This is a genomic window from Castellaniella sp., from assembly GCF_034674885.1.
Taxonomy (GTDB): Bacteria; Pseudomonadota; Gammaproteobacteria; order Burkholderiales; family Burkholderiaceae_B; genus Castellaniella.
The window spans coordinates 1-13,617 of sequence record NZ_JAUCDS010000042.1 but is presented as its reverse complement, the minus strand read 5'-3'; the positions used below and the strand labels follow the sequence as shown (position 1 = coordinate 13,617).

The window sequence follows — 13,617 nt, the reverse complement described above, 5'->3', positions numbered from 1 at the left end:
CCGTGGCGGGGCCCGGGTTCGCATCGGCCGCCACCGTCATCGGGCTGCTGGCCTTCGTCCTCATGTGCGCCGTGTTCGTGCGGCGCGTGCTGGCGGCGGCGGGGGCGGCCGGGAAGGGGTGAGATTGCCGAGATGAGGGCGTCGCGTCGGCCTGTGAGCTGCGCGGAAGTTTGCAAGACGGGCTGGCCCCCAGAGTTTTCTATGCGGTCCTCGTCCTTTATGTTACAAAAGGATTCATGGATGATATCGCGGCTTCCGACCTCAAGACGATCCTGCACTCCAAGCGGGCCAATATCTACTACCTGGAGCATTGCCGGGTTCTGGTCAACGGAGGCCGCGTCGAGTATGTGACGGACGCGGGCAAGCGTTCCCTGTACTGGAACATACCGATCGCCAACACCACCAGCATTTTGCTGGGAACAGGCACTTCCATCACCCAGGCCGCGATGCGGGAACTGGCCAAGGCCGGCGTGCTGGTGGGCTTCTGCGGAGGCGGCGGGACGCCCTTGTTCTCCGCCAACGAAGTCGACGTCGAGGTCGCCTGGCTCAGTCCGCAAAGTGAATACCGGCCGACGGAATACCTGCAGGCATGGGTGGGATTCTGGTTCGATGATGTCCGTCGGCTGGCCGCCGCCAAGGCTCTGCAGCAGGCCCGCATCCGGCGTCTGAACGCAGAGTGGAGCCAGGCGGGCTTGCGGGAGTCCGGCTTCAATGTGAATGTCGAGCGGCTGGACGGCTTGCTGGCACAGAGCGCGCGGCGTGTCGACCAGGCCGGTGAAACAGTCGATCTGCTGACCGAGGAAGCCAGACTGACCAAGGCGCTGTTCAAGCTGGCCGTCGATGCGGTTGGCTATGGCGAAGACTTCACCCGGGCCAAACGCGGGTCCGGCATCGATCCCGCCAACCGTTTCCTGGATCATGGCAATTATCTTGCCTATGGGCTGGGCGCCACGGCATGCTGGGTGCTGGGTTTGCCGCATGGTCTGGCGGTCCTGCATGGAAAGACGCGTCGTGGCGGGCTGGTGTTCGACGTGGCGGACCTGGTGAAGGACGCCGGCATCCTGCCACAGGCTTTCCTGTCCGCCATGCGGGGCGATGATGAGCAGCAGTTCCGCCGCAACTGCATCGAGGCGCTGACGCGCGGCGAGTCCCTGGATTTCATGATCGATACGATCAAGGAAATCGCCATGACGACCGCCCGCCAGGCTGCTCCGGTCGCTTCGGACCAAGCAGGCAAGACATGAATGTCCTGCTGGTTTCCCAATGCAGCAAGCGGGCTTTGACGGAAACACGCCGGATCCTGGATCAATTTGCCGAGCGGCGGGGCGATCGGACATGGCAGACTGCGATGACCCGGGCAGGCCTGGATACCCTGAGGAAGTTGCTGCGCCAGACGGCGCGCAAGAACACCGCTGTGGCCTGTCATTGGATCCGGGGCCGTGATCATAGCGAACTGCTGTGGATCGTCGGCGATGCCCGGCAGTTCAACGTCGAAGGCGCCGTGCCGACGAACACGACCGCAAGCGACGTCTTGCGGCGCGGCGACGAGAACGATTGGCACAGCCTGCGGACGATCCGCAGGATTGCCGCCCTGGCCGCGCTATTGCACGACCTGGGCAAGGCGACCCAGTCCTTTCAAGATCGTTTGCGGCACACGGCACCCCGGGAAAGGAACCGCTATCGCCATGAGTGGGTCTCCGTGCGTCTGTTCCAGGCCTTTGTCGGCCAGGATGATGATGCGGGGTGGCTGAGGCGCTTGGTCGATGGGGGCGAGGAAAACGTCGACGGAGGGCGTTTCGAGGCCCCTTGGCTGGATCATAGGAAAGGCCGCCTGTTGCGTGACGGCCTGGATGCGGCTGCGCGCGACGCCAAGCCGTTCGCTTCGTCGGGCAAGGGGCTGCCTCCCCTGGCTCAGGCGGTGGCCTGGCTGGTGCTGACGCACCATCGTCTGCCCGCCCTGCCGTACAGCGCAAGCGAATCTCCCGAGTCGACGCGTTTATGGCATGGACGATCACCCCGCGGGGTGAGTGGCCGGACCCTGGATGCCGTCTTGAGCCAGATCGACGCGGATTGGAACGAGCCTTGGGGTGAACAGCCGGCAATATCCAAAAGGAAGATCGAGCCCTATTGGAAATTCCCCCATGGCTTGCCGGTGAGGACCTTGAAATGGCGCAAGCGGGCCGCGCGCATCGCCCGGGATCTGTTGGCGGATCTGCCGGGGATCGAGGGCTGCCTGGGCGATCCCTACATCATGCATGTATCGCGCCTGGCCTTGATGCTGGGGGATCATCACTATTCCAGCCTGGAAGCGGAAGAGGATCGAACCACGGGAGAGAAGGATTTTCCCTTGTTCGCCAATACCCGGCGCAAGACCGGCGCATTGTTGCAGCCGCTGGACGAGCATCTGCTGGGCGTCGAGTTGCATGCGGGCCGGATCGTGCATTCGCTGCCGATCCTGACGCGGGATCTGCGCCATTTGGTCGGGCACCGGGGGCTGAAAAAACGCAGCCTGAATCCTGCGTTCCGCTGGCAGGACAAGGCGGCTGATCTCGCCGCCGGGGTGCGCTCGCGCGCGGCGGATCAGGGCGCATTCATCGTCAACATGGCCTCGACCGGTTCCGGCAAGACCCTGGGGAATGCCCGGATCATGAACGCGCTGGCCGATCCCGTGCTGGGCCTGCGCTGCGCATTCGCCGTCGGCCTGCGCGCGCTGACCTTGCAGACGGGGCGCAGCTTCCAGAAAGACCTGGGCCTGCCGGATGACGAACTGGCCATCCGGGTCGGGGGCGCGGCCAGCCGCGAGCTGTTCGAGTATTACGCGCAGCTTGCCGAAGACAGCGGTTCCGCCTCCCGGCAATCCTTGCTGGACGAGACCACCCATGTCGTCTACGAAGGCGATGACCGCCATCCGGTGCTGGATCATCTGGGAAAGGATGCCGGAGTCCGCCGCTTTCTGGCGGCGCCCTTGCTGGTCTGCACCGTCGATCATCTGACACCGGCCACGGAGGGTTTGCGCGGCGGCCGCCAGATCGCGCCCATGCTGCGTTTGATGACGGGGGACCTGGTGCTGGATGAGCCGGACGACTTCGATCTGGCCGACCTGCCGGCGCTGGCTCGTCTCGTGCACTGGGCAGGCTTGCTGGGTGCGCGTGTCCTGGTGTCCTCGGCGACCTTGCCGCCCGCACTGATCCAGGGCTTGTTTATGGCTTACCTGGAGGGCCGCCGCTGGTTCCAGCGCAATCGCGGTGCCCGGCCGTCGGAAGCGCCTTCCGTGTGCTGCCTCTGGATCGATGAATTCACGCAGACCCACGCGGACTGTCCGGATACGGAACGATTCGGTCAGGCGCACCAGGCTTTTGCTGCGGACCGTGCCCGGCGGCTGGGAGGGCAGGCGGTACGCCGCATGGCTCGCCCGCTGCCGTTACCTGGAGAACTGGGCAAGCTGGATCAGGCGGGCCGCCGGAGCGCCTTTGCCGGCCTCCTGCGGGATGCCGCTTTGGATTTGCATGCCTTGCATTGCACTGAAGACCCGCATGGTGGCAAGCGGATCAGCTTCGGTCTGATCCGCATGGCGAATATCGATCCGCTGTTCGAGGTGGCCCTGGCCTTGTTCCGCCTGGGGGCGCCTCCAGGAGTGCACATCCATCTGTGCGTCTACCACGCCCGGTTTCCGTTGTTCCTGAGATCCCGGATCGAACATCTGTTGGATACCGCCTTGGATCGGCGTCGTGAGGCCGCGGTGTTCGACCTGCCCGACGTGCGGCGGCGCATCGATGCGGTGGAGGCCCGGGATCAATTGTTCGTCGTGCTGGGCTCCCCCGTGACCGAAGTCGGACGGGATCACGACTATGACTGGGCCGTGGTCGAGCCCTCTTCGATGCGGTCGTTGATTCAGCTCGCGGGCCGGGTGTGGCGTCATCGCCGTGACAAGGCCGTGTCACAGCCCAATCTGCTGGTGTGCGACAGCAATCTGAAGCATTTCGACCGGCCGGGCCAGCCTGCTTTTTGCCGACCGGGTTTCGAGAGTCCGGACTATCCCCTGCGGCCGCACCGTCTGACGGCGCTACTGGCTCCCTGGCTGGATGGCGATCAGCGCATGCCCATCGACGCGCGGCCGCGAATCGTCGCGCGCGCCGGATTGGATCGCCAGCCTGCCGGTAATCTGGTCGATCTCGAACATGTCCGGATGGAGCTCCAGATGCTGCCGCCGGAGCGGGCGCCTGCATTGAACGCCACCAGCTTCTGGTTGCGGGACCATGCGCGACTGACCGCTTTCCTGCAGCAGGCGCAGCCGTTCCGTGATCAGCCCCAGCCCGATGTGGAGGTGGTCTGGTTGCCCGATGAGGATGATGTGCTCCGCTTGTGCCGAGTCGAGGAGGGGGAGCGGAAGTTTCAGGAACTTCATGTCCGCATCGATGCCAACCAGCGCCGGGATGTGCCGGACGCGATGGTTCAGGGCGAGGGGATCGGTTGCTGGAGTGTGGAGGAGGATTTCGCGCGCTGCATGGCGGATCAGGCCGAGGCCCTGGGTCTGCCCCTGGGTGCATTCGCCCAGCGCTATGCACGCGCTACGCTGCCCGCCAGTGAGCAAGGCTGGTTCTGGCATCCGGCGCTGGGGTTTTCAGTGAAGGGGTGATGGGACTGGAAGCTGGATCGGCAGGTCGCCGCTTATGCTGGAACGGATTCCATGGGGCGGAGCGTTGCCAGCGCCGTCCGCAATTCTGGGTTCAGTTCCGCGGTTCGCAGATCGAAAGAGGCCTGGAGATTCAGCCAGGATTGCGCGTCACCGCCGAAATAACGGGCCAGGCGCAGCGCGGTATCTGCCGTGATGCCGCGCCGTTCGAGCAGGATGTCGTTGATGCGGGAGGCCGGGACGAGCAGGTGGCGAGCCAGCGCATTGGCGCTCATCCCCAGGGGAATCAGGTAGTCCTCGCGCAGGACTTCGCCGGGATGTACGGGGCGCATGCCGTTTTTGACTGCCATGGTTGGATCCTTGCTCCTGAGAGATCACTGCGATTTTGATCATAAGAAGCCATGATAAGACTGCTTGTACAGCAGATGAGGTTCCATGGACAGCCTACGGCTTATTTTTCTGAGCTACCTATGCGGCAGAGTGTCTGCTATTATACGGACATACAATCAACTTATAGTACCAAGAGTACAGCCTACGGCTTATTGGAATTTTATAAAGAGGAAGTTGTCTTGATGAGGTGGTCTGAGGCATCGGAGTGGAAAGCCATTGCCTCAGACCGGGCATCACAAGCTGGCTCAGCTTACCAACCACGGGTGATGTGGAATTCTGAAGGAGGCAGGATGACTAGCAAGCATCAGCGCTTACTTGTCTAGGGCTCTGAAGAGCCCCTAAATCTACGTTCCTCTGGGCGACACTGGGTGCTCATGTTGCTCAGGGGATTTTAAAGTAATAGTGGATGGGTACCAATAGTCTTGAAGGGAGGTGTAGATGGCACAGATCTTCGCTAGAGACCGTGTGCAGCGGCTTCAAGCAGCGATTGGCGACTTTCTTCAGGATCGCCTGGAAGCCAAACTCTCGAAGCTGCCAACGGAAGACCCCAAGCGGGAGGACCTGGTCGCCCAATACCAGCCCGCCGCCTGGCTGGAAGATGCCGCCCGGCGTGTCCGCCAGATCCAGGCGGTAACGCATGCTCTGAAGGCGGTGCATCCCGACGCGCGAGGCACCAACCTGTTCGTGGAGCCATCCAGGATGAAGCCTCACGCGGTGGTGGGCAGTCATTTGCTGGGAGCCGGGTTTGCCAGCGACGTGGTCGGCAATGCGGCGGCGCTGGATGTCTATAAATTCCTGAAGCTGGAGGTCGATGGCCGTACGCTCCTGGATTGGCTGTCGGAGGATGACCCGGCCGTGGTACAGGCGCTGAGTGATGATGAGACCAAGGCGAAGGAGTGGCAATCGGCGTTTGTGGGGTTGGTGCAGGCCCGCGATGAAAATGTGGCAAGCCATGCCCTGGCCAAGCAGATCTATTGGCTGGCGGGTGAAGACGCCGCCGATGATGCGCAATATCACCTGCTGGCCCCGTTGTATGCGACATCCCTGGCTCAGTCCGTTCACGAGATGCTCCAGGAAGACCGGTTTGGCGAGGCCAACAAAGCCGCTCGGGCCGCGCGAAGGGAGGGCAGGGAGCACGAGGGGGCCTTCCGTGACTATCCCGCGCTGGCTGTGCGCAAGCTGGGCGGTACGAAACCACAGAATATTTCTCAGCTCAACTCCGAGCGTGGCGGGGTCAGCTATCTGCTGGGTTCATTGCCCCCGCAATGGGACCTGAGCGTGTACCGCCAGTTCTGGGGCGTGACCTCTGTGTTCGGGCCTGTATTGATGCGGTATGGCGATGTGAGGGCGACTCTCCGAGCCTTGCTGCGTTTTCTGCGGAAAGACCCGCCATCCAACATGGAAACCAGAAATCGGGTGGATGCCTATGTGGATCGTCTGATCGATGAACTGGTCGCCATGGCCAGCGAAATCCGGCGCAGCTTGCCCACGGGCTGGACGGCGGATCCTCGGTGCGTGCTGGTCCGTGAAGAGCGGTTCTGGCTCGATCCATGGCGCGCCGAAGAAGACAGCGAGTTTCGCAGCGGCTGGCTGTTCATGGACTGGCCGGCGCAGATCGGCCACCGCTTCGGTAATTGGCTGAACGAACGGCTCAGGGAGCATTTCAAGTACGTCGGAGAAATCGAGCACCGTCATTGGAAAAAAGAGTTGCTGCTCGATGAGGATGAAGCAGGCTGGGCGCGTGCCTTGCATGAACTGCGGACAGACCGGGATGCGCCGCACTACATCCCGACGCGGGAGGGCACCGTATGAATCTGAAAGACCGAGGACCCGACGGCTTGCTGGTTCTGCCGCATGTGCGTGTCCAGAATGCCAATGCGATTTCCAGCTCGTTGACGCATGGCTTCCCATCCATGACGGCCTTTCTGGGTTTCATGTGGGCGCTGGGGCGCAAACTGGCGCAGGCGGATATCCCCCTGAAGCTGGAAAAGATCGGGGTGATCTGCCACTGGCATCAGGAGCAGACCCAGGAGGGTTACGTGCGGACTTTCCGCCTGACTCGTAATCCGGTGGACAAGGATGGCAGCACGGCCGCCATCGTTGAAGAAGGCCGCATCCATCTGGACCTGACCTTGGTATTCCAGCTGGGCGTGATCGAGCAAGAGGGCGAGACGCATCCCCTGTTTCACAGTGATGGGGCATTGCGCCAGAAAATCGCCTGGGATATTCGGAATCTGGTGGAGGCCATGCGGATTGCCGGCGGGTCGGTGTTGCCGCCAAAACCTGGCCCCGGTATTCGAGTCACGCCGTCGCTGATCGGTTGGCCCGACCAGGAAGCGGAGCGGCAGGCACTGTTCCGGCGCTTGCGTCGCCAGTGGCTGCCGGGATTCGCTCTGGTGGGACGGGATGACTTGCTGCAGCGGCGTCTGGAGCAACTGCGCCTGCAGGATCCGGAGGCCACCGTGCTGGACGCCTGGCTGGATCTGTCCCGTTTCAATTACCGCAGTGGCCGGGACGAGAAAGATCGTGTCATCTGGACCCATGATCGGCCCGAGGGATCGGGCTGGATCGTGCCCATCCCTGTCGGCTATGCCGCTTTGTCGGATCTATACGCGGGTGGGCAGGTCGCCAATGCGCGCGACCAGACCACACCGTTCCGGTTCGTGGAGGGCGTGTATTCCATCGGCCAGTGGATCGGCCCGCATCGTCTGCAACGCGTACAGGACCTGCTCTGGTGGGGCGAAGCGCATGATGACGGACTCTACCGCTGCTGCAACGGCTATGAGCCCTTGCTGGAGGACGGTGACGCCGAGTATCCATTCTATCCGCCGATGAGCGCGGAAACCCTTTGATTGCAATCCACTATTCATCAGGAAAGGAAATCTGCCATGTCCTTGAAAACCGCTTCCGTCCTTGCGTTTGAGCGCAAGCTGGACCCGTCCGATGCCTTGTTCGCCGCGGGGCAGTGGGATGATCAGTCCGAAGCCGACCAGTGGCCTGCCGTCGGCATCAAGGAAAAGTCCGTGCGCGGCACGATTTCCAACCGTCTGAAGGCCGCCGAGCAGGATCCCGCCAAGCTGGATGCCGCGATTGAGAACCCGAACCTGCAGACGGTGGACGTGGCCGCCTTGCCGGCCGATGCGGATACGCTGAAGGTGAGCTTCACGCTGCGCGTGCTGCCCGGAACCGGGAAACCTTCCGCCTGCAATGGCGCGGAGTATGAGGCCAAGCTGCTGCAGGTGGTGGGTGGTTATGTCGAGGCCAATGGCTTCACCGAACTGGCGCGCCGGTATGCCCATAACCTCGCCAATGGCCGTTTCCTGTGGCGCAACCGGGTCGGTGCCGAAGAGGTGAGCGTGATTGTCTCCCTGCTGGAGCGGGGGAGGGTCACGCAAAGCTGGACTTTCGATGCCTTGTCCTTGGGGCTGAGGAATTTCGAGGCGGGCGACGCGCAGGCGGACCGGGATGCCGTGGCGGCCTTGATCGCGGGCGGTCTGGCGGGCAAGCGGCACGTCCTGCTGCAGGTTACGGCTTTCGCCCGGATCGGGGCGGGGCAGGAAGTCTTCCCCTCCCAGGAGCTGGTGCTGGAGCGGGGCCGGGGCGACAAGAGCAAGACGCTCTACGATGTGGGCGGCGTGGCCGCGATCCATTCCCAGAAATTGGGCAATGCCATCCGGACCATCGATGACTGGTACAGCGGGGCGGACAGTCTGGGACCCATCGCGGTGGAGCCGTATGGCTCCGTCACGACGCAAGGCAAGGCCTATCGCCAGCCCAAGGTCAAGCCGAGCCTCGACTTCTACAATCTGTTCGACGACTGGGTGCTCAAGGACAAGATCCCCGATATCGAGCAGCAGCATTTCGTCATGGCGGTGCTGGTGCGGGGCGGCGTGTTCGGCGATGCCGGGAAGTGATGCCCATGAGCACCCACTACATCGACGTCGGGTTGCTGCCTGATCCCGAATTCAGCCAGGCCCACCTGCTGGGGGCCTTGTATGCCAAGTTTCACCGCGCCTTGGTGGGACTGGGTACGGATGCAATCGGAGTCAGTTTCCCTCAGTACAGCATGCAGCCGCGCACCCTGGGGCGGATCATGCGGGTGCATGGCAGCGACAGTGCCTTGAATGCCTTGCTGTCCACCGACTGGCTCCGAGGGATGCGTGACCATGTGGAGTTGGGGGCCTTGTCTGCCGTGCCACGGGATGTCCAGCATCGCCGGCTGCTGCGTCGCCAGTTCAAGACCAGCGCGGAGCGTCTGCGTCATCGACGAATGCGCAGAAAGGGGGAAACCTACGAGCAGGCAGTGCAGGCCATCCCCGATGGCGTGGAACGGCAGCCGGATCTCCCCTATGTGCAGCTGCGCAGCGCCAGCACGGGGCAGCGGTTTTGCCTGTTCCTGGCCTTAGGGGACGCGGCACCCCAGCCCGTGGCCGGCGTGTTCAACGCCTATGGCTTGAGCAGCACGGCCACACTGCCCTGGTTCTGACCCTTTTCTGAAGGGGTTTTTAAGACCCTTATAAATCAGTGGGTTACGAAACACCCAGGAATTTGGGTGTTTCGTGCTTTCCTGCTATTGATCTTTAAAAAATCAATAAGTTAGGTTTTTTTGCCTCTAGTTCGCTGCCGCACAGGCAGCTGAGAAATGATCCTTCAAGCGCGTGAGGTCACCGCGCTTGTTCGCTGCCGCACAGGCAGCTGAGAAAATCGGCAAGACGGTGGCGTCGGTGTCTGGCGCGTTCGCTGCCGCACAGGCAGCTGAGAAATTGATCCCGGTGGAAAGCATCGCAAGAAACCCGTTCGCTGCCGCACAGGCAGCTGAGAAAATCGAATGGCCGCAAATCACCCACGGCGACCCGTTCGCTGCCGCACAGGCAGCTGAGAAAGACAGCCAGGCCGTGATCGTGAGGAACGGCGGGTTCGCTGCCGCACAGGCAGCTGAGAAATGATTGCCGGCGTCGGCAGCGGGCAAGACCGCGTTCGCTGCCGCACAGGCAGCTGAGAAACCACCGAGAAGCTGGACAAGGATTCCAACTACGTTCGCTGCCGCACAGGCAGCTGAGAAAGTAGTCCACCAGCCACTCGCGCGCCAGGGCGTGTTCGCTGCCGCACAGGCAGCTGAGAAAGTCTCGACGCATTCTTCCAGGGCCGCATCGTCGTTCGCTGCCGCACAGGCAGCTGAGAAAACACGCCTGCGAATCCTGTCGGCGCGGGTGATGTTCGCTGCCGCACAGGCAGCTGAGAAAAGCCGGACCTGGAAATACCGGGCGTTGACCAGGTTCGCTGCCGCACAGGCAGCTGAGAAATTCGAGGATCGGCCGCGAGCGCGTGACCTCTTGTTCGCTGCCGCACAGGCAGCTGAGAAAAGCTCGCGGTCGCCACCCATGAACAGGTTTTCGTTCGCTGCCGCACAGGCAGCTGAGAAAACCGGAACACTCTGGACGCCAGGGCAGCGCGTGTTCGCTGCCGCACAGGCAGCTGAGAAAAGCGACACGGGTCTCAAAATCGCTGGTGCGCAGTTCGCTGCCGCACAGGCAGCTGAGAAATTGCTGCGAATGCAAGGCTTGCCGGTGAGTACGTTCGCTGCCGCACAGGCAGCTGAGAAAACGTCCACACTGTCGGCTGGCGAGATTAATCAGTTCGCTGCCGCACAGGCAGCTGAGAAAGCCTGCGCCTCGTGCGCAATCTCCCCACCCTCGTTCGCTGCCGCACAGGCAGCTGAGAAAAAGTCGGAAACGTTCAACACCCTGATGCGCAAGTTCGCTGCCGCACAGGCAGCTGAGAAATGACTCGCATCCATGCGCAGCGCCTTGAAGATGTTCGCTGCCGCACAGGCAGCTGAGAAAAACCATCGAAAGCGCGTCCTGGTCGATGTTGCGTTCGCTGCCGCACAGGCAGCTGAGAAATAGGGCGTGAGCGCGTTTTCGTCGGCCGCCCAGTTCGCTGCCGCACAGGCAGCTGAGAAAATTCCGAAGCGCCAGTACTACTACGTGTCGGAGTTCGCTGCCGCACAGGCAGCTGAGAAATGGCGCATGGTGGGCGTCTGCTCGACGCTGGTGTTCGCTGCCGCACAGGCAGCTGAGAAATACCCGGTCGCCGGTGCCGATGCCGCCAGTGCGTTCGCTGCCGCACAGGCAGCTGAGAAAGGCCGCGCAAGCTGACCTGGGCGCGGCGTACCGTTCGCTGCCGCACAGGCAGCTGAGAAAACGGCAGACCAGGGTCCGGCGATCTGCACGGAGTTCGCTGCCGCACAGGCAGCTGAGAAAGGCCCGACCGAGTCCCTTTGGTATGTTCCTGCGTTCGCTGCCGCACAGGCAGCTGAGAAAATCCGCCCTCGGTTTCCGGGATGACCTGTTCGGTTCGCTGCCGCACAGGCAGCTGAGAAATGAAGGCGAACTGGCTGTATGGGCAGTTGAAGGTTCGCTGCCGCACAGGCAGCTGAGAAATCTCTGGACAAAAGGTTGGCAAGCGCCGGGAGGTTCGCTGCCGCACAGGCAGCTGAGAAATACACGCCCCCAGGCGAGTGGGCCAAACTTACGTTCGCTGCCGCACAGGCAGCTGAGAAAACGAGATCGAAGCCATCGACCGGGAATGGCTGGTTCGCTGCCGCACAGGCAGCTGAGAAAAACAGCAGATACGCCAGGATCGAGATCCAGGGCGTTCGCTGCCGCACAGGCAGCTGAGAAAGTGTCGACGCTGATCATGATCGTGGTCGTGCGGTTCGCTGCCGCACAGGCAGCTGAGAAATGGATCGACACTCAATACAAGCTCGGCTGGGCGTTCGCTGCCGCACAGGCAGCTGAGAAAAGGCGGCCAATGACGATAAAAGCGCCCGGCTTGTTCGCTGCCGCACAGGCAGTTGAGAAATTGACCTGGTTCCCGCCGCTCCTGGCGCAGCGGTTCGCTGCCGCACAGGCAGCTGAGAAAATGTCGTCCTTGTAAAGGCGGGCGTCGCGGGGTGTTCGCTGCCGCACAGGCAGCTGAGAAATGACTGCCTGGCACTGATCAAGCATTACGAGGGTTCGCTGCCGCACAGGCAGCTGAGAAATGGATCCTGGGTCGGAATGCTGGGGCCGCCGCGTTCGCTGCCGCACAGGCAGCTGAGAAACTGAACACGCTGGAAATCAAGGGCCTGGACGTGTTCGCTGCCGCACAGGCAGCTGAGAAAATGAGCTGCACGAAGGCGTGCCCACCGGCCCCGTTCGCTGCCGCACAGGCAGCTGAGAAAGTTGTGATAGGCCCCGGGCCGCCACACACGCAGTTCGCTGCCGCACAGGCAGCTGAGAAATGCAACGCCTGCGCGACGAATGGCTGCGCGACGTTCGCTGCCGCACAGGCAGCTGAGAAAGCGATTTGTTGCGACTGATCGCGCTCCATGCTGTTCGCTGCCGCACAGGCAGCTGAGAAATGCAAAGGTGGTCTTTGTGCCGTCCTTGAAAAGTTCGCTGCCGCACAGGCAGCTGAGAAAAATTCGACAGCGCGTCGGACGATTTCAAGGCAGTTCGCTGCCGCACAGGCAGCTGAGAAAATCGACCGGGATGCCGACCTGCGCTCCACCGGGTTCGCTGCCGCACAGGCAGCTGAGAAATCTCGGGCCATGGCCACGGCTTCCGCGCCACCGTTCGCTGCCGCACAGGCAGCTGAGAAAGGTGCTCGACGTCCACGACATCTCCGGTCCAGGTTCGCTGCCGCACAGGCAGCTGAGAAATGAGACCATCGACATGAGCGTGGATTTCGAGGGTTCGCTGCCGCACAGGCAGCTGAGAAAAGAAGGGAAAACTGGATGGGAAACTGCTGCTGGTTCGCTGCCGCACAGGCAGCTGAGAAAGCTCACACTACGCGCTGGATTCGAGCGGTACCGTTCGCTGCCGCACAGGCAGCTGAGAAAAGATGGAAGAAGAGCGCCAGCAGCGAATCACGGTTCGCTGCCGCACAGGCAGCTGAGAAAGCCCAGACAGCGCCGCGGCGTGCTGCTCCCGGGTTCGCTGCCGCACAGGCAGCTGAGAAAACGATCAACTCGCCCGTGGACGCGGCCGGCGCGTTCGCTGCCGCACAGGCAGCTGAGAAAGTCATCGACCACGGCGGCGTAATTGAGCAAGTGTTCGCTGCCGCACAGGCAGCTGAGAAATTCGAGGCCTCCTCCGTTGACCGCTACCTGGGTGTTTGCTGCCGCACAGGCAGCTGAGAAATGATCAACACGTCGCGCGTGTTCATGCGACCCGTTCGCTGCCGCACAGGCAGCTGAGAAACAGCGGATGCCCACCCATGCCAGCCCGTGGATGTTCGCTGCCGCACAGGCAGCTGAGAAATTCTTGCCAGATCAGCCTTTGCACCCAGCCGGGTTCGCCGCCGCGCAGGCAGCTGAGAAATACGGGGAGCCGCTGCGCGATGACCAGGTCAAGCTCGCTGCGGGCACAGATGGCGGAGAAACGGAGTCATGCCGTGCGCGGTCCTCCCGTCTTGCGCACAGGCCGTTGATGACAACCCGGACGATGACGGTAATATCTCGCAGAAGCAAGCTGCCGCACAGGCAGCTCGGAAATCACGGAGATTCACATGCAGATCGGCATGGTAGGTTTGGGCCGCATGGGCGCCGG

At 62.4% G+C, this 13,617-nt stretch carries 7 protein-coding genes and 1 CRISPR repeat array; of the genes, 6 read left to right on the top strand and 1 reads right to left on the bottom strand.

Annotation, left to right across the window (positions count from 1 at the left end):
- Positions 1 to 236 precede the first annotated feature (236 nt).
- Both cas1f and cas3f read left to right on the top strand, forming a co-directional pair.
- Positions 237 to 1,244 (top strand): type I-F CRISPR-associated endonuclease Cas1f, encoded by a 1,008-nt coding sequence (gene cas1f / locus VDP74_RS14840; RefSeq protein WP_323000421.1) that lies wholly within the window; start codon positions 237 to 239, stop codon positions 1,242 to 1,244.
- Complete coding sequence (gene cas3f, locus VDP74_RS14835; RefSeq protein ID WP_323000420.1) at positions 1,241 to 4,636, top strand: type I-F CRISPR-associated helicase Cas3f; 3,396 nt, start codon at positions 1,241 to 1,243, stop codon at positions 4,634 to 4,636. The genes cas1f and cas3f overlap by 4 nt, the downstream gene beginning before the upstream one ends.
- A gap of 32 nt (positions 4,637 to 4,668) precedes the next feature.
- Here cas3f and VDP74_RS14830 read toward each other — a convergent pair whose 3' ends face one another.
- On the bottom strand, positions 4,669 to 4,983 hold the full coding sequence (locus VDP74_RS14830) for a HigA family addiction module antitoxin (RefSeq protein WP_323000419.1): 315 nt from the start codon (positions 4,981 to 4,983) through the stop codon (positions 4,669 to 4,671).
- A 478-nt stretch (positions 4,984 to 5,461) separates the two neighbouring features.
- On the opposite strand from VDP74_RS14830, the gene csy1 reads away from it, so the two are divergent.
- From csy1 to cas6f, 4 genes are read left to right on the top strand one after another with little or no spacing between them, the layout of a single operon-like run.
- On the top strand, positions 5,462 to 6,835 hold the full coding sequence (csy1, locus tag VDP74_RS14825) for a type I-F CRISPR-associated protein Csy1 (protein WP_323000418.1): 1,374 nt from the start codon (positions 5,462 to 5,464) through the stop codon (positions 6,833 to 6,835).
- Entirely contained in the window at positions 6,832 to 7,875 is a 1,044-nt protein-coding gene (gene csy2, locus VDP74_RS14820) for a type I-F CRISPR-associated protein Csy2 (protein WP_323000417.1), read from the top strand. Before csy1 ends, csy2 begins: the two co-directional genes overlap by 4 nt.
- 36 nt (positions 7,876 to 7,911) lie before the next feature.
- A complete protein-coding gene (gene csy3, locus VDP74_RS14815) occupies positions 7,912 to 8,937 on the top strand; it encodes a type I-F CRISPR-associated protein Csy3 (protein ID WP_323000416.1) in 1,026 nt (341 codons plus the stop codon).
- Positions 8,938 to 8,942: 5 nt separating this feature from the next.
- Positions 8,943 to 9,509 (top strand): type I-F CRISPR-associated endoribonuclease Cas6/Csy4, encoded by a 567-nt coding sequence (cas6f, locus tag VDP74_RS14810; RefSeq protein WP_323000415.1) that lies wholly within the window; start codon positions 8,943 to 8,945, stop codon positions 9,507 to 9,509.
- A 129-nt stretch (positions 9,510 to 9,638) separates the two neighbouring features.
- Positions 9,639 to 13,389: a CRISPR direct-repeat array (repeat unit 28 nt; unit sequence GTTCGCTGCCGCACAGGCAGCTGAGAAA).
- Positions 13,390 to 13,617 lie beyond the last annotated feature (228 nt).

Coding starts and splice junctions, on each gene's coding strand:
- csy2 (WP_323000417.1), top strand. CDS start 6,832: ATGAATCTGAAAGACCGAGGACCCGACGGCTTGCTGGTTCTGCCGCAT.
- cas3f (WP_323000420.1), top strand. CDS start 1,241: ATGAATGTCCTGCTGGTTTCCCAATGCAGCAAGCGGGCTTTGACGGAA.
- csy1 (WP_323000418.1), top strand. CDS start 5,462: ATGGCACAGATCTTCGCTAGAGACCGTGTGCAGCGGCTTCAAGCAGCG.
- csy3 (WP_323000416.1), top strand. CDS start 7,912: ATGTCCTTGAAAACCGCTTCCGTCCTTGCGTTTGAGCGCAAGCTGGAC.
- VDP74_RS14830 (WP_323000419.1), bottom strand. CDS start 4,983: ATGGCAGTCAAAAACGGCATGCGCCCCGTACATCCCGGCGAAGTCCTG.
- cas1f (WP_323000421.1), top strand. CDS start 237: ATGGATGATATCGCGGCTTCCGACCTCAAGACGATCCTGCACTCCAAG.
- cas6f (WP_323000415.1), top strand. CDS start 8,943: ATGAGCACCCACTACATCGACGTCGGGTTGCTGCCTGATCCCGAATTC.